26 protein-coding genes and 1 tRNA gene are annotated in these 24122 nt (G+C 69.6%); 24 read left to right on the top strand and 3 right to left on the bottom strand.

Translation table 11 applies throughout. The features are described 5' to 3' along the window. The first annotated feature begins 25 nt into the window (after positions 1 to 25). The 16 genes from ACWGI8_RS14755 to ACWGI8_RS14680 all read left to right on the top strand — a co-directional run bounded on the left by ACWGI8_RS14755 (position 26) and on the right by ACWGI8_RS14680 (position 11278). The gene (locus tag ACWGI8_RS14755; RefSeq protein WP_453660961.1) at positions 26 to 325 is read left to right on the top strand and encodes a hypothetical protein; all 300 of its coding nucleotides are present in this window, start codon (positions 26 to 28) and stop codon (positions 323 to 325) included. Continuing rightward, positions 322 to 648 carry a DUF6303 family protein gene (locus ACWGI8_RS14750; protein ID WP_453660959.1) on the top strand — a complete coding sequence of 109 codons (327 nt, stop codon included), beginning with the start codon at positions 322 to 324 and terminating at the stop codon, positions 646 to 648. Before ACWGI8_RS14755 ends, ACWGI8_RS14750 begins: the two co-directional genes overlap by 4 nt. Beyond that, positions 645 to 1640 carry a DUF2637 domain-containing protein gene (locus ACWGI8_RS14745; protein WP_453660958.1) on the top strand — a complete coding sequence of 332 codons (996 nt, stop codon included), beginning with the start codon at positions 645 to 647 and terminating at the stop codon, positions 1638 to 1640. The genes ACWGI8_RS14750 and ACWGI8_RS14745 overlap by 4 nt, the downstream gene beginning before the upstream one ends. Then, complete coding sequence (locus ACWGI8_RS14740) at positions 1637 to 2287, top strand: GGDEF domain-containing protein (protein WP_453660956.1); 651 nt, start codon at positions 1637 to 1639, stop codon at positions 2285 to 2287. Before ACWGI8_RS14745 ends, ACWGI8_RS14740 begins: the two co-directional genes overlap by 4 nt. Continuing rightward, positions 2287 to 2673: an RRQRL motif-containing zinc-binding protein gene (locus ACWGI8_RS14735; protein WP_453660955.1), complete on the top strand. Its 387-nt coding sequence runs from the start codon at positions 2287 to 2289 to the stop codon at positions 2671 to 2673. Before ACWGI8_RS14740 ends, ACWGI8_RS14735 begins: the two co-directional genes overlap by 1 nt. A gap of 78 nt (positions 2674 to 2751) precedes the next feature. Continuing rightward, a complete protein-coding gene (locus ACWGI8_RS14730) occupies positions 2752 to 4974 on the top strand; it encodes a cell division protein FtsK (protein ID WP_453660953.1) in 2223 nt (740 codons plus the stop codon). 139 nt (positions 4975 to 5113) lie between these two features. Then, entirely contained in the window at positions 5114 to 5365 is a 252-nt protein-coding gene (locus tag ACWGI8_RS14725) for a hypothetical protein (protein WP_453660951.1), read from the top strand. A gap of 162 nt (positions 5366 to 5527) precedes the next feature. Beyond that, complete coding sequence (locus ACWGI8_RS14720) at positions 5528 to 5716, top strand: hypothetical protein (RefSeq protein ID WP_453660950.1); 189 nt, start codon at positions 5528 to 5530, stop codon at positions 5714 to 5716. A gap of 10 nt (positions 5717 to 5726) precedes the next feature. Next, positions 5727 to 5927, top strand: coding sequence for a hypothetical protein (locus tag ACWGI8_RS14715; RefSeq protein WP_453660948.1), 201 nt, complete (start codon positions 5727 to 5729; stop codon positions 5925 to 5927). Then, positions 5924 to 6181: a hypothetical protein gene (locus ACWGI8_RS14710; RefSeq protein ID WP_453660946.1), complete on the top strand. Its 258-nt coding sequence runs from the start codon at positions 5924 to 5926 to the stop codon at positions 6179 to 6181. The genes ACWGI8_RS14715 and ACWGI8_RS14710 overlap by 4 nt, the downstream gene beginning before the upstream one ends. 87 nt (positions 6182 to 6268) lie before the next feature. Next, positions 6269 to 7000: a DNA methylase gene (locus ACWGI8_RS14705; protein WP_453660944.1), complete on the top strand. Its 732-nt coding sequence runs from the start codon at positions 6269 to 6271 to the stop codon at positions 6998 to 7000. Then, on the top strand, positions 6997 to 7893 hold the full coding sequence (locus tag ACWGI8_RS14700; protein WP_453660943.1) for a bifunctional DNA primase/polymerase: 897 nt from the start codon (positions 6997 to 6999) through the stop codon (positions 7891 to 7893). The genes ACWGI8_RS14705 and ACWGI8_RS14700 overlap by 4 nt, the downstream gene beginning before the upstream one ends. Further along, positions 7890 to 8249, top strand: coding sequence for a hypothetical protein (locus ACWGI8_RS14695; RefSeq protein ID WP_453660941.1), 360 nt, complete (start codon positions 7890 to 7892; stop codon positions 8247 to 8249). Before ACWGI8_RS14700 ends, ACWGI8_RS14695 begins: the two co-directional genes overlap by 4 nt. Continuing rightward, on the top strand, positions 8246 to 9424 hold the full coding sequence (locus ACWGI8_RS14690; RefSeq protein ID WP_453660940.1) for a DUF3631 domain-containing protein: 1179 nt from the start codon (positions 8246 to 8248) through the stop codon (positions 9422 to 9424). The genes ACWGI8_RS14695 and ACWGI8_RS14690 overlap by 4 nt, the downstream gene beginning before the upstream one ends. 223 nt (positions 9425 to 9647) lie before the next feature. Continuing rightward, positions 9648 to 9839, top strand: a complete 192-nt coding sequence (locus tag ACWGI8_RS14685) for a helix-turn-helix transcriptional regulator (RefSeq protein WP_453660938.1) — start codon at positions 9648 to 9650, stop codon at positions 9837 to 9839. Then, complete coding sequence (locus ACWGI8_RS14680; RefSeq protein ID WP_453660936.1) at positions 9836 to 11278, top strand: tyrosine-type recombinase/integrase; 1443 nt, start codon at positions 9836 to 9838, stop codon at positions 11276 to 11278. Before ACWGI8_RS14685 ends, ACWGI8_RS14680 begins: the two co-directional genes overlap by 4 nt. 65 nt (positions 11279 to 11343) lie before the next feature. Here ACWGI8_RS14680 and ACWGI8_RS14675 read toward each other — a convergent pair whose 3' ends face one another. Beyond that, positions 11344 to 11937, bottom strand: a complete 594-nt coding sequence (locus ACWGI8_RS14675; protein WP_453660934.1) for a DUF4145 domain-containing protein — start codon at positions 11935 to 11937, stop codon at positions 11344 to 11346. Between the two features lie 177 nt (positions 11938 to 12114). Between ACWGI8_RS14675 and tcmP the strand changes: the two genes are divergently transcribed. Then, positions 12115 to 13218: a three-Cys-motif partner protein TcmP gene (tcmP, locus tag ACWGI8_RS14670; protein ID WP_453660933.1), complete on the top strand. Its 1104-nt coding sequence runs from the start codon at positions 12115 to 12117 to the stop codon at positions 13216 to 13218. Between the two features lies 1 nt (position 13219). Here the strand turns inward: tcmP and ACWGI8_RS14665 are convergent, their stop codons facing one another. Together ACWGI8_RS14665 and ACWGI8_RS14660 are read right to left on the bottom strand one after the other, a co-directional pair. Further along, entirely contained in the window at positions 13220 to 13978 is a 759-nt protein-coding gene (locus tag ACWGI8_RS14665; RefSeq protein WP_453660931.1) for a DUF5131 family protein, read from the bottom strand. 392 nt (positions 13979 to 14370) lie between these two features. Next, a tRNA-Arg gene (locus ACWGI8_RS14660) sits at positions 14371 to 14442 on the bottom strand. A 416-nt stretch (positions 14443 to 14858) separates the two neighbouring features. On the opposite strand from ACWGI8_RS14660, the gene ACWGI8_RS14655 reads away from it, so the two are divergent. From ACWGI8_RS14655 to rho, 7 genes are all read left to right on the top strand, one after another. Further along, a complete protein-coding gene (locus tag ACWGI8_RS14655) occupies positions 14859 to 15284 on the top strand; it encodes a response regulator (RefSeq protein ID WP_453660964.1) in 426 nt (141 codons plus the stop codon). Between the two features lie 55 nt (positions 15285 to 15339). Further along, positions 15340 to 16536 carry an ArgS-related anticodon-binding protein NrtL gene (gene nrtL / locus ACWGI8_RS14650; protein WP_453660930.1) on the top strand — a complete coding sequence of 399 codons (1197 nt, stop codon included), beginning with the start codon at positions 15340 to 15342 and terminating at the stop codon, positions 16534 to 16536. A gap of 13 nt (positions 16537 to 16549) precedes the next feature. Beyond that, positions 16550 to 17941: a diaminopimelate decarboxylase gene (lysA, locus tag ACWGI8_RS14645; protein WP_453660928.1), complete on the top strand. Its 1392-nt coding sequence runs from the start codon at positions 16550 to 16552 to the stop codon at positions 17939 to 17941. Between the two features lie 98 nt (positions 17942 to 18039). Continuing rightward, a complete protein-coding gene (locus ACWGI8_RS14640; RefSeq protein ID WP_453660963.1) occupies positions 18040 to 19329 on the top strand; it encodes a homoserine dehydrogenase in 1290 nt (429 codons plus the stop codon). Positions 19330 to 19335: 6 nt separating this feature from the next. Continuing rightward, entirely contained in the window at positions 19336 to 20403 is a 1068-nt protein-coding gene (gene thrC / locus ACWGI8_RS14635) for a threonine synthase (protein ID WP_453660926.1), read from the top strand. 412 nt (positions 20404 to 20815) lie between these two features. Beyond that, on the top strand, positions 20816 to 21733 hold the full coding sequence (gene thrB / locus ACWGI8_RS14630; RefSeq protein WP_453660925.1) for a homoserine kinase: 918 nt from the start codon (positions 20816 to 20818) through the stop codon (positions 21731 to 21733). Positions 21734 to 22116: 383 nt separating this feature from the next. Beyond that, a partial coding sequence (gene rho / locus ACWGI8_RS14625; protein WP_453660924.1) for a transcription termination factor Rho occupies positions 22117 to 24122 on the top strand: 2006 nt, incomplete at its 3' end.

The raw sequence follows: 24122 nt of genomic DNA, 5'->3' as shown, positions 1-24122 counted from the left end.
GTTCCCGTCTGAGAGGAGCCGACCCATGAAAGCCATCGTTGCTGGTCATGTGGCTGTTACGGCCACAGAGTTCGTTGAACTCGTGCTTGGCACCCCGCTGGAGCTGTGGCTGGGTGTCGAGGGTGAGAGTGAGGAGGAGCGGGCCGCTCGTCTGGACGCGGCTCGGGACATCCTCGCCGACCACCCGAGCCTGCCGGACGACGTGTCCCGGGTCGCCGCGGAGGCGATCGAGGCGTTCGCACCGGAGCTGTTCAACGTCACCCCGCTGACGCGCCGCCCCGCGGTCCGCCGTCGGCCGCGTGTCCGCAAGGGGGTGGCGGCGTGAGCGGGCGGGTGCTGCGGGCTCAGATGAGTCTGCGCTGCTGCGGGACAACGGTCCCGGCACGGACGGCCGGTCCGTGCTGGCAGTTGTTCGTGGTCATCACTGGGCTGCTGAGCGAGTGGCCCACCTTCACGTGGCCCACGTCCCCGGAGATCCCGAGTGTGGAGCAGCGGGCGGAGGCTCTGGCCTCGCTCGGCTACGTGCTCGCGGACAGCGCGGAGTGGGAGTGGACCGAGGACACCGGTCCGGAGTACCACCCGCACCCGGTGCGGGTGGCCGTGACGGCCGCAACGAAGGTCTGGCCGGTGGGCGGGGGTGCGACATGACCACCTGGACAATCACGGAGCGGCCGGCGGTGCCGCCGCTGACGCGCCCGGAGATGGGGCTTGCCGGTTTGGGCGCGCTCGCCGCGGCCGGTGTCGGTGCCCTGGGGCTGATCGCGTCGTTCGACGCGGTGTCGGAGGCTGCGGCCCGGTGGGGGTTCGGGGATCCGTGGATGCTGCCGGTCGGTATCGATGTGGCGATCCCGGTGTTCACCGTGGCCAATCTGCTGTTGATCCGGATGGACATGGCGCTGGCGTGGGTGCGGTTCGTGCCCTGGGCGCTGACGCTGGTCACCTGCGGGCTGAACGTGGCGGCAGGGCATGGGCTGTGGGCGAAGGTGGCCCACGGCACGATGCCGCTGCTGTGGGTGGTGTTCTCCGAGATTGGCGCCCATATCTACGCGGTGCGCATCGGTGCTGCGACCGGCCGCCGGATGGACAAGATCCGTTTTGGCCGGTGGCTGCTGGCCTTCCCTTCCACGTTTGCCCTGTGGCGGTGCATGACGCTGTGGGAGATCACCTCCTACACCGAGGCGCTGGAGCGGGAGAAGGAGCGGCAGCTGGCCCGCGCCGAGCTGCGCGAGGTGTACGGGCGTCGGTGGCGCAAGCACACCCCGCACCGCACCCGCGTGCTGCTCAAGCTGGGTGATCTGGCCCCCGCGACGATCCCCGTCGACCCTGCTCCCGAGCCCCAGCCCCAACCCGAGCCGGAGCCCGAGGCTGCGAGCGGCGCGACGGCCGGGGCGCCCAAGCCGCGCCGCCAGGGCCGGAAGCCGAGCACGAAGGCGAAAGCGTCCCGTACGGCTGCGGAGCTGCTGGCCGAGGCCCGCGAGGCCACCGCCGGTTGGGCGGATGAGGCGATCAACGCGGAGGCGATCCGGACCGCGCTGCGCTGCTCGGCTGCCAACTCCCGCACGGTGCGGGACGCGCTGCTTGCCGAGCGCGCGGACGGCCGGCTCCTGCACCCCATCGAGCGTGAGGGGGCCGTGGCATGAGCAGCACCCTCGTAACCGCTCTCGCCGTGGCCGGGCCGCTCGCCGCCGGATGGGCCGTGCACGCGCACTGGCTGCGCCGTCGCCTGCACACCGCCCGCCGCGACCCGCTCACCGGGCTGCGGACCCGCGACGGCTTCACTCGCCGCGCCGCGGTCTTGCTGAGGGATCCGCGGGCGGTGGTGGTCCTCGCGGACGTGGACCGCTTCAAGCACATCAACGACGCCCACGGCCACGCCGCTGGGGACGCGCTCCTTCAGGCGACCGCTCAGCGGCTGGCCCACTACGTCGGCACCTCGGGTGTGGCGGGGCGGCTCGGGGGCGATGAGTTCGCCGCCGTCGTCATCGACCGCCACGGCACCGTGGGCGATCTGCTCGCGGTACTGCACGGTGTGCTCGCCCGCCCGGTCGACGGACACCCCGCGGCGGTGCGCACCACGGTCTCTCTGGGCTGGGTGCGTGCCGCGGACTTCCCCGGTGAGGACCTGTCCGCGCTGCTGGGGCGGGCGGATGAGGCGATGTATGCGGCGAAGCAGGGCCGGGCGGGGATCCGCCGGGCCGGGCTCGGCCGCCTATTCGCCACCGTCACCGGCCGCCGCTCCGGACGGCGCGGCGCCCGTACCGCTCTGGACGTAGGGATGGTCGCCTGATGTCGCCGGCCTACGGGAAGTGCTACGACCCGACCGGCGCCCGCTACGGAATCCCTACCTACCCGTGGCGCCTCGCCCCGGACGGCTACGCCACCCGCCGCCAGCTCCGCGCCCGCGGACTGCGGCCCGGCGGACAGCCCGTCGCCGCGCAGCTCATGCGTCGCTCACCCCGCCGCAAGACCGGGGTCATGGTCGCCCACCTGTACCGCATCGACCAGGCCAAGCCGGTCCGGCCGATGACGTCGCGGAAGTGGGGCGCGCTCGCTCTGGCGTTGCTCGCCCGCCGAACCTGCCCGCAGTGCCAGCGCGATGCCGGATACGTCATCCCGCCCACGCTCGGCACGTGCGTCACCTGCGCCTACCCCGAGGAACAGCGCGCCGCCTGACCACAGCGGGCCCGGACGCCTGCCGTCCAAAGCGCCGTCCGGGCCCCTTCCAACCCCGTTCCCAGGGAGGAACGTTCAGTGAATCACGACGATGAGAACGAACTCTTCAACCGACTCGAAGCCGAGATGGGAGCCGACTCCGGGCCCGACTCGGGCGCCGACGTGGTCGACCTCAGCAAGGCCCGGTCCGCCCGCGCAGGGTCGGCCGACTCCCACACCGACCCGACCCCCGACCGATCGGCCGACCCGACCGCGGAGCCGTCGGGCGACCCGTCGGCCGCCGTGGTGGTCGACCAGCCGAATCCGGCGGCTGCCGGTCCGGGTTACCTGGGTCGGCTCATGGGCGCCCGACGCCGGGACGTCATTCCCGTGTGGCTGCGGTCGACGGCAGAGCTGAAGACCGCAGCGGCGTGGGTGGCCCGGCACTACGCGCACGCGGCCGGGTATCACGCGCTGCGCGCCCCCATCTACGCTGCCCGCCTCGCGCTCCAGGCCCCGGCCGGTGCCGCCCGGTTCATCGGGGGGACGATGCGGTGGGTGGCCGACCGCGAGGGCGAGCCGGTCCGACTGGCCGCCGTCCGCCGCGAGGACGCTGCCGACTACCTGAAGCTGTCGCGGCAGCGGGATGGCCGGGTACGGCTGCGGACCCTGGTGACGGTACTGTCCATGTTCGTCGGCCTCGGGGCGGCGCTCGCCATCTACGTCCTCGCCCCCGGCTGGCTTCAAGCCCTGTCCGTTTCGGCACTGGTGATGGCGCTCGGGTTCAACGGCCGGCAGGCAGATGCGCCGGTGATCCACCGGGCCGTGGAGATGCCCAAGGCCACCAAGCTCACCAGTGACATCGTGCTGCGCGCGCTCGGCGCGCTCGGCATCCCGGCCATCAACCAGGCCCAGAGCAAGGGACGGGACGGGTTCGAGTTCACCGCCCCGATCACCCGCGACGGGCCCGGCTGGCGCGCGGAGGGCAACCTCCCCTACGGCGTCACGGTCACGGACATCATCGAGCGCCGCGAACGCCTCGCCTCGGGTCTGCGCCGTCCGCTGGGCTGCGTGTGGCCGGAGGCGGTGCCGGATGAGCACACCGGGCACCTGGTGCTGTGGGTCGGCGATCAGGACATGTCCCGCGCCAAGCAGCCCAAGTGGCCGCTGCTCAAGTCGGGTTCGGTGGACCTGTTCAAGCCGGTCGCCTACGGCACCGACCAGCGCGGACGCTGGGTCGAAGCCACGCTCATGTACATCGCGGGCGTCATCGGCGCCATCCCGCGCATGGGCAAGACGTTCCTGCTCCGCCTCCTGCTGCTCGTCGCGGCGCTGGACCCGCGGGCGGAGCTGCACACCTACGACATGAAGGGCACCGGCGACCTCGACCCGGTCGGGGACGCCGTCTCGCATCGGCATGCCGCGGGCGACGACGACGAGTCCATCGGGTACTGCCTGAACGACTTCCGGGCACTGCGCGAGGAACTGCGCCGCCGCACCAAGGTGATCCGCTCCCTGCCCAGGGACATCTGCCCGGAGTCCAAGGTCACCTCGTCCCTGGCGGACAAGCGTTCCCTGGGACTGCACCCGATCGTGATCGGGGTGGACGAGTGTCAAGTCCTGTTCGAGCACCCTGAGCACGCCAAGGAGTTCGAGGAGATCGCCACCGACCTGGTCAAGCGCGGTCCGGCCACCGGCATCGTGCTGCTGCTCGCCACGCAGCGACCGGACGCCAAGGCCCTGCCGACCGGCATTTCGGCGAATGCGTCGGCTCGCTGGTGCCTGAAGGTCATGGGCCAGCTGGAGAACGACATGGTGCTCGGCACCTCCGCGTACAAGCGAGGGGTGCGGGCGACCATGTTCGCCTGGGGCGACAAGGGCATCCACTACTTCGTCGGTGAAGGCTCCGATGCCCGGATCGTGCGCGCCATCTACGTCGACGGGCGCGATGCCGAAGCCATCGGCGCCCGCGCCCGTCGGCTGCGCGAGGAAGCAGGCACGCTGTCCGGCCACGCGCTCGGGGAAGCACCCGAGCCAGCCAGCCCCGCCTACGACCTGCTCGCCGACATCCTCGCCGTCGTCCCCGCCAAAGAGGCCAAGGTGTGGTCCGAGACCGTCGTGGCGCGGCTCGCGGAGCTGCGGCCGGAGGTCTACGACGGCTGGGACCCGGACGCGCTCGCCGCCGCGCTGAAGCCGCACGGCATCGCCACCATCCAGGTCGGCCGCCGCGTGGACGGGAAGGTCGTCAACCGGCGCGGCATCGACCGCTCCCACATCACCACGATGATTGCGGAGCGTGACGGAAAGCGGGACGCGGGCTGATGGTCCGGGCCGCTAGCGCTAGCGGCACACCCCGCTAACGTTAGCGGCCCCGCTAGCACCCCAAACCCACTCTGATCAGGTCGCTAGCGGATAGCGGCCCACTGCGAAAACCCCTGGAAACCGCCTGGGAGGGCCCGTCATGACCCCTGCCCTGCTCGCTATCGCCTGCCTACTCGCCGTCACTCTCGGTTACGGCGGGCTGTGTACGGCCTCGCCGTTCGGCGACTGCCGCAAGTGCCGCGGCTTCGGCCACGCGATCAAGCACGACCGCAAGGGCCGCACGAAGCGCGGCAAGGACTGCCGCCGCTGCAAGGCCACTGGCAAACGCATACGCGTCGGCCGCCACCTCTACAACGTCGCCGCGCGCATTCACCGCGACGGCACCCGCTGACCCGGACACAAAGCGGCCGACGGTGCCCGTCATGAGACGTACCCCGCTCCGAGCAGGAGCTAGGCGGGCGCAACCGTCGGCCGAACCCCCGAGCTTGCCGGCACCCGAGGGTGCCCGCAGCTTAGCCAGCCATCGCGACACACCGTCAAAGGAGTTTCCCTCGTGGTCGTCACCGTCTCGCTCGTGGCCCTGTTCGGACTCGTCCTGTTCTTCCTCCTGCGCTCCAACTCCCTCGGCTACGGCTCCGCGTTCACCGCCGCCGGGTTCGGCTTCTTCCTCGCCTCCACCGGCGCCTCCGGACCCATCAACGAACTCGCCGTCGCCGTCATCAACGCCCTCGGCGAACTCTAAGGAGCCCACCATGACCGATCGGATCACACTCATGGCGGCGGGTGAACTGCGTACCGCGCTGGAAGCCATCGCTCGTGGCGACCTCCCCACGGCGGCCGCCGCGCTCGTGAGCATCGACCTCAGCTCGTGGCAGGCGATCGAGCACCGTCTCACCGTTCTGGGTGGCTCGCTCCCCGAGCTGCTCGCCACCATCGGGAGGGACGCGGCATGAACGCCCAACTCATCACCGCCGCTGCCCTGCTCACCCCGGGCGCCGTCGTCACCGCCGTCTGTCTCGCCGGGCACCGGCTCTCCCGCCGGGCCGACGACGCGCTCGCCGTCGCGCTCGCTGCGCATCGGGCCACTGAGCCCACCGGTACCGAGCCGCCGCCGACCGGGCGGGAAGAGGCCCCGCAGCCTAGGCCCGAGCCGGCCCGGCTGGCCACGGTCATCGACTTCCCCGTCCGGCGCCGCGACGCGGCTTAGAGACGCCCGAGGCGGCCCCCTCTCACGCCAATGACATGGGGCCGCCCCGGCAACCCAGCCCAAACCAAGGAACTGGAGACATCCAGCATGACCCAACCCATCCACATCCGGCGAGCAGGCGGCCCGCGGCCGTTACTGCTCGACGTCTACTCCTGCGCTGGCGGCGCAGGCATGGGTTACCACCGCGCCGGGTTCGACGTGCACGGCGTCGACGTCGCCGACCGGCCGAACTACCCCTTCCCGATGCACCGGGGCGACGCACTCGAACGGCTCGCCGCGCTGATCGCGTCGGGGGAGATCGAGCGGTACGCGTTCGTGCACGCCTCCCCGCCGTGCCAGGACAAGTGTGCGCTGACCGTGGGCACGAACCGGTCCCAGGGATGGGGCCGCGACCACGTCGAACTCGTGGCACCCACCCGGGACCTGCTCGACAAGACCGGACTGCCGTACGTGATCGAGCAGCCCAACGGCCGCGCGGAGATCCGCAAGGACCTAACCCTGTGCGGGGAGATGTTCGGGCTCGGGGTGATCCGGCATCGAAACTTCGAGCTGGGCGGCTGGACGGCTCCCCGACCGGTGCACGTTGCCCATCGCGGCCGGGTGAAGGGCTGGCGGCATGGCCGGTACTACGACGGCCCCTACGTCGCCGCGTACGGCAACGGTGGCGGCAAGCCCACCATCGGCGAGCTGCAGGAGGCCATGGGCATCACCTGGACCGACGTCCGCGAGGAACTCACCGAGGCCATCCCGCCCGCCTACAGCGAGTGGATCGGCCGGGCTTTCCTCGCCGGCGTGCGCACTCTGGGGGTGGCGGCGTGAACCGACACCTCCTGTTTGCCGCCCTGGACGCGGCCGAGCGCGGTTGGCACGTCTTCCCCCTCCGCCCCCAGGAGAAGCGCCCCGCCCTGCACGGGGAGGCGGTCTGCCCCGGCATCGGGGACTGCGCTGGCGGCCACCGCAAGTGGGAGGAGCGCGCCACCATCGACCCGGACCGCATCCGCCGGGCCTGGGGTGACCTCCCGTTCAACATCGGTATCGCCACCGGCCCCTCCGGGCTGTTGGTGGTGGATCTCGACATGCCCAAGCGCAAGAGCAAGGGCGGTACGGACACGCCTTGCGGCGTGACGACCTTCAAGGCGCTCTGCGAGCGCGCCGGGCAGGCCGTGCCCACGACCCACACGGTGCGGACTGCGAGCGGGGGAGTGCATCTGTACTTCACCGCCCCCCGTGGTGTGCGGCTCGCGAACACCGCGGGCAGGCTCGGCAGGCTGATCGACACCCGCGCGTGGGGCGGCTACGTCGTCGCCGGCGGCAGCGCCACATCCGCCGGTCACTACACGGTCGTGGACCCCACCCCGCCCGCCCCTCTGCCGGATTGGCTGTGTGCTCCTCTGACGCCCCGTCGGGCGTCGCGGGGACTGATGGCTGTGCCGTCGTCGTCCCGCGCCTCCCGGTACGCCGCAGCCGCTCTCCAGGCGGAAACGGCGAGCGTGCGGGACGCGCCGCAGGGCGAGCGCAACGCCACGCTGCTCGCGGCGGCGCGAGCGCTCGGGCGGTTCATCGCGTGGGGCGACCTCCCGCGCGATGTGGTGGAGGAGGCTCTTCAGTCGGCGGGGGAGTGCGCCGGCCTGTCGGAGCGCCAGTGCCGCTCGACCGTGCGCAGCGGCCTTGACTGGTCGATCGCCCACAACCCGCAGCGGAGGGCGGCATGACCAGCCGTGCCCCCTCCCCACTGAAGAGCCATCCCAGCACGACCGACCAGCCGCACGCCGCCGCATCGGTCAAGGTCCCGGCAGCCGTGGGCGCTCCGAAGGGCGCCGCCCGCAAGGGCGTCCCTTCAGCTCTTCGCTCTGGCCCGCACCCGGGCGACGGCCGCCGCATCGTGGCGTGGCTGCACATCAGCGCACCCGGCCGCAGCACGGTGCCCACCGCCACCTCGCGATGCGCGTGCGGCAGGGACCGCAGCACTGTCGGTCACCGCAGGGTGCTCGCCCTGATCCAAGACCACGAGCAGCACCGTGACGTGTGCCCGCTCCGCACCTCTCAGGAAGGGAGGAACGCAGCATGACCAACACCAGCACGGAGCAGACCAGCCGTCCGGCGACGGACGGGGCGGCGCTGCTCGATGAGGTCGAAGCCTTCCACCGCAGGTTCAACGTGTTCCCCATCGACGCGGCCTATGTCGCGGTGACGCTGTGGGACGCGCACGCGCACCTGCTGGACTGCTTCGACGCCACCCCGCGCATCGCCTTCCTCTCCCCGGAACCGGGCTCGGGGAAGTCCCGCGCGCTGGAGATCGTGGAAACCCTCGTGCCGAAGCCGCTCGTGGCTGCGAACGCCTCGGCATCGGTGCTCTTCCGCGCGGTGTCCACGCTGGAGACCAGGCCCACGATCCTCTTCGATGAGGTGGACACCGTCTTCGGCCCGAAAGCGGGGGACAACGAATCGCTGCGCGGGTTCCTGAACGCCGGGCACCGCCGCGGGGTGGGCATGTGGCGCTGCGTGGGGGACGGGGCCAATCAGCAGGTGCAGGAGTTCCCCTCCTACTGCGCCGTGGCCATGGCCGGACTCGGCTCCCTCCCGGACACGATCCTCACCCGCTCGGTCATCATCCGCATGCGCCGCCGCGCGAGGAACGAGCGGGTGGAGCCCTACCGGCAGCGCATCCACGAGAAGGAAGGCAACGCTCTGAGGGACCGGCTCACGAACTGGGCAACCAGCGTCAGCCACCTCGTGGACGGTGTCTTCCCCGAGCTCCCGCCGGAGGTGACCGACCGGCCGGCCGACGTGTGGGAACCGCTCATCGCCGTCGCGGACGCGGCAGGCGGGCACTGGCCCCAGCGGGCCCGCGCCGCATGCATCGAGTTGGTCAACGCCGCCAAGGAAGGCGACAAGGGCAGCATCGGCATCCGGCTGCTCGCGGACCTGCGGGACTACGTCTTCAACGGCATCGACCGTCTCCCCACCGTCGCGGTCCTGGACCGGCTCCACAGCCTGGAGGAGGCGCCGTGGGCGGACATGAGCGGCAGGCCGCTCGATGCTCGGGGGCTGTCGCGGATGTTGCGGGAGTACATGACCGCGGACAACAAGCCCATCGCGGCCCGGAACATCAAGAGCGGCACCAGCGTGATGAAGGGCTACTACGCGGCGGATCTGCACGACGCGTGGGCGCGCTACTGCCCCCCTCCCCCTGAGAGTCCGCTACTTCCGCTACCTCCGCTACCGCGCAGGTCAGAGGCCTGAAAAAGGTAGCGGCAAGCGCGGATTCATCCGCTACCTGACCGCCGCATCCGCTACCGGTCCAGCCACCGCACGGCAGGGCCGGTAGCGGACTTATCCGCTACCGCTACCCCTATCCGCTACCACGATCATGCCCCTGACCAGGGCGGTAGCGGAGGTAGCGGAAGTAGCGGACCTGACAGGAAGGGGCGGACTTCGCCCCCACCGCCTCTGCCTAGGAGAGATCGTGGCCAGGCCCCGCGAAGAGATGCTGACCATCCCCGAAGTCATAGAAGAGATCGGCGTACCGCGAGCGACTTTCTATCGCTGGCGTGCCTGCAAGAAAGGCCCGAAGTCCATCAAGCTGCCGAACGGCACCGTGCGCATCCGCCGGTCCGAGCTGAGCCGGTGGCTTGAGTCGCTGGAGGAGAGCGCGTGACGAAAGGCACCAACCCTGGGGCCGGTCAGAACAACTGCCCGGCCCCAGAGGGGTTCTCTCTGGACGTGCGCCTGTGGAAGGTGACCAAGGCGCAGAGCAAAACTCGCCCCTACCAACTGCGCTGGAAGGTGGGCGGCAAGGTCAGCAGCGCCACGTTCGCCACGGCGGCTCTCGCGGAGAGTCGCCGGTCCGAGCTGTGGCAGGCGATGCGCCGCGGCGAGGCATTTCGGATCGCCGACGGGCTCCCTGAGTCCGAGGTAAGAGCTGCGGAAGCAGCCGGGCAGGTTCGGGAAGAGTTGTCCTGGTTCGCTTTCTGCCGGGAGTACATGGCGCTCCGCTGGCCGACTGCGGCAGCCAAGACCCGTGAGGGCATCGCCGACGGGTTGGCTGCCGTGACGCTGGCCATGGTGGACCAGGAACAGCGCATGCCCTCACCAGAAGACCTGCGCCTTGCGCTCCGGTGGGCCGTAATACCCAAGAACGGCGACACGGAGCCGCCAGCCGAACTCGAAGGTGCTTATGGGTGGATCTCCAAGAAATCACTTCCCGTCTCATCTCTGGCCGATCCGAAGATCCTGAGAGACGTTCAGTACCGGATCTACTTCAAGCTGGATGGCACACCTGCAGCGGGGGAGACCTCACGCCGCCGGCGTCGCGCTCTCAACACTGCTGTGGAATATGGCATTGAGCGGAAGCTGCTGGAGGCAAACCCCCTGGCCGCTATCAAGAAGGTGACGAGTTCCGCATCGGATCGTGTTGACCCGCGGGTTCTTGTGAACAAGGTCCAGGCGGCTCAACTGCTCACCGCAGTCTCCTACGTCGGGACATGGAGCCGGCGGAAGGGGCGTCGCCTGGTGGCGTTCTACGCGGTCATGTACTTCGCGGCTCTCCGTCCGAGCGAGGCGGTAGGGCTCAAGAAGACTGACTGCTATCTCCCTGAGAAGGGGTGGGGGGTGCTGACACTCCACGACACTCGCCCGGTGTCCGGCAAGCAGTGGACGGACAGCGGCGAACGACACGACGTACGGGGGTTGAAGTCGAGGGAGGCTCAGGAAGACCGGCCGGTCCCGATTCCGCCACCGCTGGTCGCCATGCTCCGTGCCCACCTCAAGGAGTTTGGTACGGCCAAGGACGGGCGACTATTCACGAACGAGCGGGGTGGCCTCGTGGGCAGCAGTACCTACTGGCGCGTGTGGCGGGACGCCCGTGAGTACGCCCTCCCGCCTGACCTTCAGGCATCCATCCTCGGAGGGAGGCCGTACGACCTGCGGCACACCTGCATCACGACATGGCTGAACGCTGGCGTGCCCGTGGCCGAGGTCTCGCGGAGGGTTGGTAACTCGCCCGAGGTGATCCATCGCGTTTACGAGGGCTGCATTTACGGCCAAGAAGAGGCGATGAACAAGAAGATCGAGAAGGAGCTTGACTGGCCCGAGTAGGGAGTGGCTAGAGGTCGGTTGTGTGAAGCCAGGGGCGCGGCCGCCGCCCCTGGCTCTCCGCCCGTCTAGTCTGCAGAGCCGTCAGTGTCGTCTTGCTCAGCCTTGGCCCGTCGCGCCTTGAAGGCATCGAATTGAGCTGAAAGGACATAAAGATAGTCAAGAAGGGCCTCAGCGAGTGCCAGTCCATCGGCGGCATCTTGGCGACTCACTGAGGTGCCAGTGAAGTGAGCACCTTGGTTGCCGAGAACCCGAAGTGCTTGGGCCCACTCGAAGAGCCGCCCGTCGATCTTCCCCTCGTCTTTCATCTGCGCGAGCATTTTGAACAGAGGCTTGGGTCGACCCCCGGTGCTGGACACGCCTTGCTCAAGGCACACTCCCTCAAGAGTGCGGCGAACCATGACCGCCGTCGCCGTGTAGGCCTTGGACGAGAAGCATTGCCGCGCCTCTTCGTGCTCGCGCCGCAGGGCTTCTGGGACCTGGAGGCTCAGGGGCCGTTGTTGCTTGGGCCAGAGAATGGCTGGCTCGCCATCCCACCCTTCACCGTAGTCCTCTTCAGCCATCAGGAATGGGTCGTGGCAGTTGCCACACAGGGCCAGTTCCAGGACGTACGGGGGTTCCTCTTCGCCGCCTCCGAGGGCTTCACTGGTGACCGTGGCCAACGTGGGCTTCTCGCAGTGTGGGCAGACCAGCGGGAAAGTGGCACCTACTCGGGGCACGCGGCTCATGCCCCCGCACACTAGTCGCCTTTACATGCTCTGGACAGATCGCGGATCGGACTCCAAGGTGTGAGGGACGTGCGTGTGCGAAGCCAGGGGCGGGCGGCGGGGGGATACGCGATGAGTCGCAAGCATGAGCTGCAGAGGACAGTGTGGCCGAGTGACGCGCACACTCAGGTCAAGCACCTGGTCTACCGTCACTACCTGCAGTGCTGGATGCCCAAGATCTTGCAGACCTTCCGTGAGGCGACCATCGTCGATGGTTTCGCTGGCCCCGGTGTGTACGCCGACGGCGCCCCTGGATCGTCTGTGGTGGTGGCCCAGACGTTCTTGGAGCACGCCAGCCGCAGCAGGTTCAACGTTCTGAACCTGATCTGTCTCGAAGAGAGGCCCGACCGCGTTGAGGAGCTGCACCGCCAGATCGCACGCCTTCCGCGCGATCCGCGGTTGCGTATCCGCATTCAGCCGCCGGGCATCTTTGCCAACCAGCAGAGTCGGCTTGCGGCAGTTGCTCACGGGGGCGAGCGGGATCGGCCCGTGCTGTGGATTCTGGATCCATTCGATCTCAAGTCCTTGCCTCACCAGGCGGTGAGCTCCTGTGCGCAGCGTGCCCGGGACGAGGTCTTGGTCACCTTGTTCACCGAGGAGTTGCACCGATTCTGTGAGCGAGCAGGCTTCGACCAGACGATGACCCGATACTACGGCGGTGACGATTGGAAGCACGCTGTCCCCATCCGAGGCGCCGCCGCACGCACTCGGGCTTTTGCCGAGGCGTATGGGCGGGCCCTACGTCGAGGCGATCTGCTCAGCGGCCATTTCGCAGTACGTGTACACAACCGCAGCGCCCGCTACCACTTGGTTCTCGGCACCCATCACCCTGCCGGCTTGAACTGCTGGAACCCGGTCAAGTGGAAACTTGACGCCTACACGGGCGAAGGTGCTTCGGCTGTCACCGCGGGCCAGCCAGACCTCTTCGGCCAGGCGTACGTTGGCCCTCTGGAGAAATTGCTGCGCAGCTACGCGGGGACCGAACAAACCTGGACCGCTTTGTCAGCCGCCGCCGCGAAGCTCGGACATCTTGATTCCCATCTGCGCACGGCGCTCACGCGGTTGGCTGAGGAAGGCGTCGCCATTCGCACCCGGCCGGTGAGCGCGAGGACCATGTGGCCTACTGACAGTGTGGTGCGCTTCTTCGCTCCCCAGGAGGAGGAACTGGAGCCATAGGTCATCCCACGCGAGTGGCCGCTGCACGGTGCGGCATACCGTCCCAGGTACGCCCAAGCAGCTCCCGGCCCCCAGACTTGGGTGTGACCCCGCCCCATTGTTTGAAGAAGAACGGCACCTCCGCTGCTTCGCACGCGCTCTTGACACCCAGCACCCACGCTGAGTCCATCGGTCGGTGTCCGTGGCCGGATTCTCCACCCACGATCACCCAGTCGATACCGTCCAGGCTTAGTTGATCCAGGGGGCCGAGCAGCGGTTCACAACTCAAGAAACGCACTGCCGCTGGCACTCCTCTTAGCTCATCCACCCGAGCGAGCTCGGAGGAATCCTCCACCGACACCCCGATCCACACGTTCGGCGGCCACTCAAGATGCCCGCCCAGTCGCCGCAGCCGTCGGGCCCGCTTAGTGAGGATCTGGTAGGTGTGCTGCGGGGTGTCTGCCATCACCGCGAACACCTGCCGTACGAAGTCGAGCGGCACTCGCGCGTGGAATAGGTCGGACATGGAGTTCACAAACACCGTTCGCGGGCTGCGCCACCCATAAGGAATCTTCAGCGCGTCTGGATGCATGGTCAGGTCGAAACCCGGACCAGAGGTGCGCGGGTCCCCATCGTTCTGATACTTGGGGGCACCCATTGCCTTCAGCCGCTTAGCCAGGGTCAGGGCATAGCAGTTGTCGCACCCTGCTGAGACGCGATCGCACCCCGTGGTTGGGTTCCAGGTGGCCTCGGTCCACTCGATGCTCGTGCGGTCGCTCATGTCTCGCCTGCCTCTCAAGTAGCCGCCACCGTATCGACCACGAGTCCGCCGGGGATCGGAATGGCAGATACGTCAGCCGGACGAGACTAGCCTCGGAAGCGCACATGCGTTCGATGGTTGAGTGTTCCGGCAGATGTTGTCGGCGTCCACCCCGGCGCAGAGACCGATGCGTACCCCGGCCCGGAACTCCCTACGGGCCGGATCCCTGCATCTCGACGGGGCGAGGCGGTGGATTGATGCAGTCGGCCAGCTGCTGTGGAGGGCTCTATCGCAGGTCTATCGCGATCAGTGCGCAATAACGATGAAGAGCGGGACCCAGTGAGACTAGTTCCCGCTCTCTCGTGTCGGCATCCGCCCTGCTCACCTACTCTTTTCAGTAGGTACTGGACGAGTGCCCCCGGCAGGATTCGAACCTGCGCACACGGCTCCGGAGGCCGTTGCTCTATCCCCTGAGCTACGGGGGCGTCCGCCGCTCTCGGCGGCGACGGGTAGAACCCTACCAGCTCCGGTGGGGTGGCTGTGAACAGGTATTTCCGGGCGGTAGTCGCGCGCTGACCAGACCGCATCAGGGCGGTGCATCCCGTCCCGCATCCGCCCCGCATCCGAACCGCGTCAGTACGTCCATCCCGCCCCGTATCCGCCCCGCGTTCCGGACCGCGCCAGGACGTCGCGCGAAGGCATCTGGAACGCCACCCGATCAATACCGGGACGGTGTCCGAACGGGACCCGGCCAGCACCCCGAATTGCCCGCGGCCCGACGCCCGGACCGCGTCCGAACAGCGCCCGTCGCTCGGAAATCGCGTGTCCCCCGCACGGGTCAGAAGTGGGGAAAACCCGGACGCAGCCCCGCCCCCGGACCTACTCTCGAGTTGTGTCAGGCGTGTCCGGCCGGGTGCTTGTCGTAGACGACAACAGGGTCATTCGGCAGCTGATCAGGGTCAATCTCGAGCTGGAGGGCTTCGAGGTCGTGACCGCGGCCGATGGTGCCGAGTGCTTGGACGTCGTGCATCAGGTGCGTCCGGATGTGATCACGATGGACGTGGTGATGCCGCGGCTCGACGGGCTGCGGACCGCCGCGCGGCTGCGGGCCGATCCGCGGACCCGGCGGATCCCGGTCGCGATCATCAGTGCCTGTACGCAGTACGAAGTGGAGAACGGAATCGCCGCCGGGGTCGAGGCCTTTCTCGCCAAGCCCTTCGAGCCGGCCGAGTTGGTGCGGCTCGTACGGCAGTTGATGCACAAGGAGGGCCCGCCGTCAGTAGACGGCAGGCATGGTGCCGGGCGGGCGGGGAGTGCGCGGGGTTGACCGCATGGCGAAACCGGTTCGCGATCACACCCCCTTCCTCCCATACGCTTGCCCCGTGACCCCCGCAGATCTCTCCCGCACCGTGCAGGGCGCAGTGCGCCGCGCGGTCGAGGAGGGCGCCATCACGGCGCCGGTGCCCGAGCGGGTGAAGGTCGAACGGTCCCGGCCGGGCGGCAGCGGGGACTATGCGACCAACGCCGCCCTGAGGCTCGCCCGGGAGGCCCGGATGCCTGCGCTCAGGGTCGCCGAGGTGCTGTCCGAGACGCTCGCCCAGCACCCGGGGATCGCCGGCGTCGAGATCACCGGGCCCGGGTTCCTCAACATCACGTTGGCCGTCGGCACCCGGCATGCTCTGGTCCGCGAGGTGCTCGCGCAGGGAAACCGCTACGGGCACGGCCGCGGCATGGCCGGTCAGGTACATCAGTACCACCACCGCTCCGAGGTCAGGGCCGCCGTCACCACCGACGCCGTACGCAGGCTGCTGCAGGCGCAGGGCGCGCTCGTACGGACGAGCTGCGACGAGGAGGCCGACCCCGACTGGGCGCGGCTCCGCGTCACCGTCGGCGCCGAAGGCACGCCGCCCGTGTCCCTCACCGGGCCGCGGCCCGTGCCCGCTGGTGCTGGTGCTGGTGCTGGTGCCGATGCGGTTGAACTGCGGTCCGTGTCCGCCGGTGCCCACGCGGATGATCTGCGGTCCGTGTCCGCCGACGTCGGCGCCGAAGGCACGCCGCCCGCGCCCCTCACCGAACTGAGGCCCGTGCCCGCCGGTGCCCGCGCGGGCGAGCTGCTGCGCCGCTTCGGGCCCGATGCCACCCGCTGGGCCCTGCTGCGGCCCGCCGGGCACGACCGTCCGAGGCTCGACGACGGCCTCCTCGTACAAGGGGAGAGCAACCCTCTCTTCCGCGTGCGCTACGCACACTCCCGCAGCCGGGCGCTGATCCGCGCCGCCGCGCAGCTCGGGATCAGCCCCGGATACGTCGAGGACGTCGACGCGCCGGTCCTCGTCACCGCTCTCGGCGACCACCCCGCCGTTCTCGAGTCCGCCGCCCGCCTGCGCGCCCCCGACCGGGTCGCCCGGCACCTCGAAGCCACCGCCGACGCCTTCCTCGCGTTCCAGCACACCGCACTGCCCGTCGGTGACGAGAAACCCTCGGCCGCCCACCGCTCCCGGCTCGCCCTTGCCGAAGCCGCCGGGACGGTGCTGGCCGGCGGCCTGGCCCTGCTCGGCATCAGCGCACCCGAACACCTGTAGATGTGAGAGAAGAATGAGCCGTTCCGCACACCCCGCCGGGCCCCGCTACGCCGACGTCCTTCCCGAGGGGCACTATGCGGCCCCGCCGGCCGATCTCAACGTGCTCGACCAGAAGGTCTGGGCCCGGACCGTGACCCGCAACGACGACGGGATCGTCACCGTCGGCGGAATCGAAGTCACCAGGCTCGCCGAGGAGTTCGGCACGCCCGCCTACTTCCTCGACGAGGCCGACTTCCGCGCCCGCTGCCGCGCTTGGGCCGACGCGTTCGGCAAGGACGCCGACGTCTTCTACGCGGGGAAGGCGTTCCTTTCCCGCGCCGTCGTGCGCTGGCTCCACGAGGAGGGCCTCAACCTCGACGTCTGTTCCGGCGGCGAGCTGACCACCGCCCTCGACGCCGGAATGCCCGCCGAACGGATCGCCTTCCACGGGAACAACAAGTCCTCCGAGGAGATCGAGAAGGCCGTACGCGCAGGCGTCGGGCGGATCGTGCTCGACTCCTTCCAGGAGATCGTCCGCGTCGCGCACATCGCCCAGTCCCTCGGAAAGCGCCAGCGCGTCCAGATCCGCGTCACCGTCGGCGTCGAGGCGCACACCCACGAGTTCATCGCCACCGCCCACGAGGACCAGAAGTTCGGGCTCGCGCTCGCCGGCGGGCAGGCGGCGGAGGCAGTCCGTCGCGCCCTCCAGCTCGACGGCCTCGAGCTCATCGGCATCCACTCGCACATCGGCTCGCAGATCTTCGACACCTCCGGCTTCGAGGTGGCCGCCCACCGGGTCGTGGGCCTGCTCAAGGAGATCCGCGACGAGCACGGCGTCGAGCTGCCGGAGATCGACCTCGGCGGCGGCCTCGGCATCGCGTACACCTCGGACGACGACCCGCGCGAGCCGCACGAGATCGCCAAGGCGCTCGGCGAGATCGTCACCCGGGAATGCGAGGCCGCCGGGCTGCGCACCCCGCGCATCTCCGTGGAGCCGGGGCGCGCGATCGTCGGGCCCACCGCCTTCACGCTGTACGAGGTCGGCACGATCAAGCCGCTGGACGGGCTGCGCACGTACGTCAGCGTCGACGGCGGCATGTCCGACAACATCCGTACGGCGCTGTACGACGCCGAGTACAGCGTGGCCCTCGTCTCACGCAGGAGCGACGCCGCGCCGATGCTGGTGCGCGTCGTGGGCAAGCACTGCGAGAGCGGCGACATCGTCGTCCGGGACGCTTTCCTGCCCGCCGATCTGGCGCCCGGGGACCTGATCGCGGTGCCCGCGACCGGCGCGTACTGCCGCTCGATGGCCAGCAACTACAACCACGCACTCCGCCCGCCCGTCGTCGCCGTGCGCGACGGCGAGGCGCGCGTGATCGTCCGGCGTGAGACGGAGGAAGATCTCCTGCGTCTCGATGTCGGTTAATGAAATATATGTCTCAGGATCCGGACGATGGATAGAAACCCTCGTCCGGTGAGTGAGACTGGTTCGCACCCTGCTTGATGGAGAAACGAGGTCGGATGATGCGTACGCGTCCGCTGAAGGTGGCGCTGCTGGGCTGTGGAGTGGTCGGCTCAGAGGTGGCGCGCATCATGACGACGCACGCCGACGACCTCGCCGCGCGGATCGGGGCCCCGGTGGAGCTTGCCGGGGTCGCCGTCCGCCGCCCCTCCAAGGTCCGTGAGGGCATTCCGCAGGAGCTGATCACCACCGACGCCAAGGCGCTCGTCCAGCGCGGCGACATCGACGTGGTGGTCGAGGTCATCGGCGGTATCGAGCCCGCCCGCGGCCTCATCACCACCGCCTTCGAGCACGGCGCCTCCGTCGTCTCCGCCAACAAGGCGCTGCTCGCCGAGGACGGCGCCACGCTGTACGCCGCCGCCGAGAAACACGGCCGCGACCTGTACTTCGAGGCCGCCGTCGCCGGTGCGATCCCGCTGATCAGGCCGCTGCGCGAATCGCTCGCGGGCGACAAGGTCAACCGCGTCCTCGGCATCGTCAACGGCACGACGAACTTCATCCTCGACAAGATGGACACGTCCGGAGCCGGCTACTCCGAGGCGCTCGACGAGGCCACCGCCCTCGGGTACGCGGAGGCCGACCCGACCGCGGACGTCGAGGCCTTCGACGCCGCCGCCAAGGCCGCGATCCTCGCCGGCATCGCCTTCCACACGCGCGTACGCCTCGACGACGTGTACCGCGAGGGCATGACCGAGGTCACCGCCGCCGACTTCGCCTCCGCCAAGCAGATGGGCTGCACCATCAAGCTGCTGGCGATCTGCGAGCGGGCGGCGGACGGCAAGTCGGTGACGGCTCGCGTCCACCCCGCGATGATCCCGCTCAGCCACCCGCTGGCCTCCGTCCGCGAGGCCTACAACGCGGTCTTCGTCGAGGCCGAGGCGGCCGGGCGGCTGATGTTCTACGGCCCCGGTGCCGGCGGCGCCCCGACCGCCTCCGCGGTCCTGGGCGACCTGGTCGCGGTCTGCCGCAACAAGCTCGCCGAGGCCACCGGACCGGGCGAGTCCGTGTACACCCAGCTGCCCGTGAGCCCGATGGGCGAGGTGGTGACGCGGTACCACATCAGCCTCGACGTGGCCGACAAGCCTGGCGTTCTCGCCCAGGTCGCGACGGTCTTCGCCGAGCACGGCGTATCCATCGACACGGTGCGCCAGACGGGCAAGGACGGCGAGGCTTCGCTCGTCGTCGTCACTCACCGCGCGCCCGACGCCGCCCTTTCCGGGACCGTCGAGGCGCTGCGCAAGCTCGACACCGTGCGTGGTGTCGCCAGCATCATGCGGGTTGAAGGAGAGTAAGGACCCATGAGCACTCGCACGCACCAGTGGCGCGGCATCATCGAGGAGTACCGTGACCGGCTTCCGGTGACGGACACGACGCCGGTCGTCACACTCGGCGAGGGGGGCACGCCGCTCGTGCACGCCCAGTCCCTCTCCGACGCCACCGGCTGTGAGGTATATCTCAAGGTCGAGGGCGCGAACCCGACGGGGTCCTTCAAGGACCGCGGCATGACCATGGCGATCACCAAGGCCAAGGAGGAGGGCGCGAAGGCCGTCATCTGTGCCTCCACCGGAAACACGTCGGCGTCCGCGGCGGCCTACGGCGGCCGCGCCGGAATGGTCTCCGCCGTGCTGATCCCGCAGGGCAAGATCGCGATGGGCAAGCTGGGCCAGGCGCTGGTCCACGGCGCCAAGATCCTTCAGGTCGACGGCAACTTCGACGACTGCCTGGTGCTGGCCCGCGGCCTGTCCGAGAACTACCCGGTGGCGCTGGTCAATTCGGTCAACCCGGTCCGTATCGAGGGCCAGAAGACCGCGGCATTCGAGATCGTCGACCGTCTCGGCGACGCCCCCGACATCCATGTGCTGCCCGTCGGCAACGCCGGCAACATCACGGCGTACTGGAAGGGCTACAAGGAGTACGCGGCGGACAAGCTGTCCACCCACACCCCGCGCATGTGGGGATTCCAGGCCTCCGGCTCCGCGCCCATCGTGCGCGGCGAGGTCGTCAAGGACCCGTCGACCATCGCCACGGCGATCCGGATCGGCAACCCGGCGTCCTGGGAGTTCGCGCTGGCGGCGCGGGACGAGTCGGGCGGCTTCATCGACGAGGTGACCGACCGTCAGATCCTGCGGGCCTACAAGCTGTTGGCCACGCGAGAGGGCGTCTTCGTGGAGCCCGCCTCGGCCGCTTCGGTGGCCGGTCTGCTGAAGGCCGCCGAGGAGGGCAAGGTCGACCCCGGCCAGAAGATCGTCTGCACGGTCACGGGCAACGGCCTCAAGGACCCGGACTGGGCGGTCGCCGGAGCGCCGCAGCCGGTCACCGTCCCGGTGGACGCCGCAACGGCGGCGGAGCGCCTCGGCCTCGCGTAAGCAGTACGTGCGGTACATGCGGTACATGCGGTAGGTGCTTTACGCGCCGCATGTGCCGTACACGCCGCACATGTCGCGCGTGCTGCACGGCACGAGCCCCTGGGCGGTTGCCGCCCGCGAGCCCCACGCGTAACGCGAGCGTGGCACGCGTAAACGGCAAGCCGCCCGGGGACGGGCGCAGAGGCACGAGTGGGAGTGCGACACGCATCGTGCGCCTCCCGTGCGCCCTATGTCGCCGCAGTTCCTTCCTTCGATAGGCTGTACTGAACCCGCCCCGCCGCATATGCCGCGGTGTTGTTGCCGTTACGGCCCACGGGTCTTCGCACCTTCACCAAAATTTCGCCGATCAGACCCGATCATCACAGATCACCGAAGATCAGCACGGATCAGAACCAAGGAGTGTCGTCGAGCGATGGCCGGTCCCGCATTCCGCGCTGCCGCCGTCCGGGTGCGCGTGCCTGCCACCAGCGCCAACCTCGGGCCGGGCTTCGATGCCTTCGGTCTGTCGCTGGGGCTGTACGACGACGTCGTCGTGCGGGTCGCGGACTCCGGTCTGCACATCGACATCGCGGGCGAGGGCGCCGAGACGCTGCCCCGCGACGAGAGCCACCTGCTCGTACGCTCGCTGCGCACGGCCTTCGACCTGCTCGGCGGGCAGCCGCGCGGCCTCGAGGTCGTCTGCGCCAACCGGATTCCGCACGGACGCGGCCTCGGCTCCTCGTCGGCCGCCATCTGCGCCGGCATCGTGGCCGCCCGCGCCGTGACCATAGGGGGCGACGCCCGGCTCGACGACGCGGCGCTGCTGGAGCTCGCCACCGAGATCGAGGGACACCCGGACAATGTCGCCGCCTGTCTGCTCGGCGGCTTCACTCTCGCCTGGACCGACGCCGGCGCGGCGCGCGCAATCAGGATGGAGCCGTCGGATTCCATCGTTCCGGTGGTTTTCGTACCGGGGAAGCCGGTGCTCACCGAGACCGCCCGCGGACTGCTTCCGCGTACCGTCCCGCACGTCGACGCCGCGGCCAACGCCGGCCGGGCCGCGCTGCTCGTCGAGGCCCTCACGCACCGCCCCGAGCTGCTGCTTCCCGCCACCGAGGACCGTCTCCACCAGGAGTACCGAGCCCCCGCGATGCCGGAGAGCGTGGCCCTGGTGAACCGACTGCGCGCGGACGGCGTACCCGCGGTCATCTCCGGCGCGGGCCCCACGGTGCTCGCGCTGGCCGAGGACGGTACGGCCGACAAGGTCGCACGGCTGGCAGGTGACGGCTGGGCGGCGAACAGGCTGGCCCTGGACGCCGCGGGAGCGAGTGTTCTGCCGCTCGCCTCGTAGCGACACGGGATTGCCGGTGATGGAGAGGGGGAATGTTTGTTGGAGCCGGTAGTGTTAACCTCAAGTACGCAGCCCACATTCTTGTGGTGCGGTGCTTCGTGTCCCCATTCGGGACCACCATTCTTCCGGGAGCCTCCCCAACTGCCTGAGCAGCCTGCCTGAGCAGTTTCGAGCACGCTCCGGAACCGGCACGACACCCCTCGCTTTTCCCGGAAGAGAGGGCCGAGCAGGGGGAACTCGGGCCGGAATTTGCACGTACATCTCTTCCGCCGTACCCGGCGGGACCACCGCCCCGGCTTCGGTCCGCGACACGGACCGCCGTCGGACAGCACAACCGGTCGCCGAGCCAGAAGGCCGACGTCCGCTCCAGGGAAGGACCCTTCGTGAGCGACACCACCGATCTGATGGGCGTGACTGCCGACAACAGTGTCGACACCGCCGCGCCCGCCGCAGGTGCTGCCACTGGCACCACCTCACGGCGCCGCCGTTCCGGCACCGGCCTCGAGGGCATGGTCCTGGCCGAGCTGCAGCAGGTCGCGTCCGGCCTCGGCATCAGGGGCACTGCGCGGATGCGCAAGAGCCAGCTGATCGAGGTCATCAAGGAGGCGCAGGCCGGAGGCGGAGCCGCGGCCAAGGCCGCCGAGGCGGGCAGCGGCGAGGCCGAGACCAAGCCCAAGCGCCGCGCGACCTCCAAGGCCCGTACGACTGACGAGACCGTCGCGGCAGCCGAGCAGAAGGCCGAGAAGCCCGCCGCTCAGCAGCAGATCGACATCCCGGGTCAGCCGGCCAGCGAGGACGCCCCCGCCGGTGAGCGCCGTCGGCGCCGGGCCACCGCCCCCGCCGGCAGCCCGGAGGGCGAGGCCGCCAAGGCCGAGCCGAAGGGCGACGTCAAGACCGAGGTGCGGGCCGAGGCCAGGACCGAGGCGCAGCCGGAGGCCAAGGCCGAGGCCGCGGCCGACACCGCCGAGGGCCGGCGCGGCGACCGCCAGCGTGACCGTGGCGAGCGCGGCGACCGCCGTGACCGTCAGCGCGACCGCGACCGCGACCGCGACCGCCGTGGCGGCAAGGGCGAGGAGCAGCAGGGCGGCCAGCGCCAGCAGCAGGGTGGCGGCCAGCAGCAGCGGCAGGGCGGCGGCCCGCAGGACGACTTCGACGACGAGGCAGGCGGCCGGCGCGGACGCCGCGGCCGGTACCGCGACCGCCGTGGCCGCCGTGGCCGCGACGAGTTCGGCGCCGAGCCGCAGGTCGCCGAGGACGACGTCCTGATCCCCGTCGCGGGCATCCTGGACATCCTCGACAACTACGCGTTCATCCGGACCTCCGGCTACCTGCCGGGCCCGAACGACGTGTACGTGTCGCTGGCCCAGGTCCGCAAGAACGGTCTGCGCAAGGGTGACCACGTCACCGGTGCGGTCCGTCAGCCCAAGGAGGGCGAGCGCCGCGAGAAGTTCAACGCGCTGGTCCGGCTGGACTCCGTCAACGGCATGGCGCCCGAATCGGGCCGCGGCCGACCGGAGTTCAACAAGCTGACCCCGCTGTATCCGCAGGACCGGCTGCGCCTGGAGACCGACCCGGGCGTGCTGACCACCCGCATCATCGACCTCGTGTCGCCGATCGGTAAGGGCCAGCGAGGCCTGATCGTGGCCCCGCCGAAGACCGGCAAGACCATGATCATGCAGGCGATCGCCAACGCGATCACGCACAACAACCCCGAGTGCCACCTGATGGTCGTCCTCGTCGACGAGCGTCCGGAAGAGGTCACCGACATGCAGCGGTCGGTCAAGGGCGAGGTCATCTCCTCGACCTTCGACCGTCCGGCCGAGGACCACACCACGGTCGCCGAGCTGGCCATCGAGCGCGCCAAGCGTCTCGTCGAGCTGGGTCACGACGTGGTCGTCCTGCTGGACTCGATCACCCGCCTGGGCCGTGCGTACAACCTGGCGGCCCCCGCCTCCGGCCGCATCCTGTCCGGTGGTGTCGACTCGACCGCGCTCTACCCGCCGAAGCGCTTCTTCGGTGCCGCGCGCAACATCGAGGACGGCGGATCCTTGACCATCCTCGCGACCGCTTTGGTGGACACAGGTTCACGCATGGACGAGGTGATCTTCGAGGAGTTCAAGGGCACCGGCAACGCGGAGCTCAAGCTCGACCGGAAGCTCGCCGACAAGCGCATCTTCCCGGCGGTGGACGTCGACGCGTCCGGTACCCGCAAGGAAGAGATCCTGCTCGGCAGCGACGAGCTCGCCATCACCTGGAAGCTGCGCCGGGTGCTGCACGCGCTCGACTCGCAGCAGGCGATCGAGCTGCTGCTCGACAAGATGAAGCAGACGAAGTCGAACGCCGAGTTCCTGCTGCAGATCCAGAAGACGACGCCGATGCCCAACGGCTG

This window comes from Streptomyces sp. NPDC054841, assembly GCF_053611045.1.
This window is presented reverse-complemented; position numbering and strand designations above follow the sequence as displayed.

Coding starts and splice junctions, on each gene's coding strand:
- ACWGI8_RS14755 (WP_453660961.1), top strand. CDS start 26: ATGAAAGCCATCGTTGCTGGTCATGTGGCTGTTACGGCCACAGAGTTC.
- ACWGI8_RS14745 (WP_453660958.1), top strand. CDS start 645: ATGACCACCTGGACAATCACGGAGCGGCCGGCGGTGCCGCCGCTGACG.
- ACWGI8_RS14740 (WP_453660956.1), top strand. CDS start 1,637: ATGAGCAGCACCCTCGTAACCGCTCTCGCCGTGGCCGGGCCGCTCGCC.
- ACWGI8_RS14735 (WP_453660955.1), top strand. CDS start 2,287: ATGTCGCCGGCCTACGGGAAGTGCTACGACCCGACCGGCGCCCGCTAC.
- ACWGI8_RS14725 (WP_453660951.1), top strand. CDS start 5,114: ATGACCCCTGCCCTGCTCGCTATCGCCTGCCTACTCGCCGTCACTCTC.
- ACWGI8_RS14715 (WP_453660948.1), top strand. CDS start 5,727: ATGACCGATCGGATCACACTCATGGCGGCGGGTGAACTGCGTACCGCG.
- ACWGI8_RS14710 (WP_453660946.1), top strand. CDS start 5,924: ATGAACGCCCAACTCATCACCGCCGCTGCCCTGCTCACCCCGGGCGCC.
- ACWGI8_RS14705 (WP_453660944.1), top strand. CDS start 6,269: ATGACCCAACCCATCCACATCCGGCGAGCAGGCGGCCCGCGGCCGTTA.
- ACWGI8_RS14695 (WP_453660941.1), top strand. CDS start 7,890: ATGACCAGCCGTGCCCCCTCCCCACTGAAGAGCCATCCCAGCACGACC.
- ACWGI8_RS14690 (WP_453660940.1), top strand. CDS start 8,246: ATGACCAACACCAGCACGGAGCAGACCAGCCGTCCGGCGACGGACGGG.
- tcmP (WP_453660933.1), top strand. CDS start 12,115: ATGAGTCGCAAGCATGAGCTGCAGAGGACAGTGTGGCCGAGTGACGCG.
- ACWGI8_RS14665 (WP_453660931.1), bottom strand. CDS start 13,978: ATGAGCGACCGCACGAGCATCGAGTGGACCGAGGCCACCTGGAACCCA.
- lysA (WP_453660928.1), top strand. CDS start 16,550: ATGAGCCGTTCCGCACACCCCGCCGGGCCCCGCTACGCCGACGTCCTT.
- ACWGI8_RS14640 (WP_453660963.1), top strand. CDS start 18,040: ATGCGTACGCGTCCGCTGAAGGTGGCGCTGCTGGGCTGTGGAGTGGTC.
- thrC (WP_453660926.1), top strand. CDS start 19,336: ATGAGCACTCGCACGCACCAGTGGCGCGGCATCATCGAGGAGTACCGT.
- thrB (WP_453660925.1), top strand. CDS start 20,816: ATGGCCGGTCCCGCATTCCGCGCTGCCGCCGTCCGGGTGCGCGTGCCT.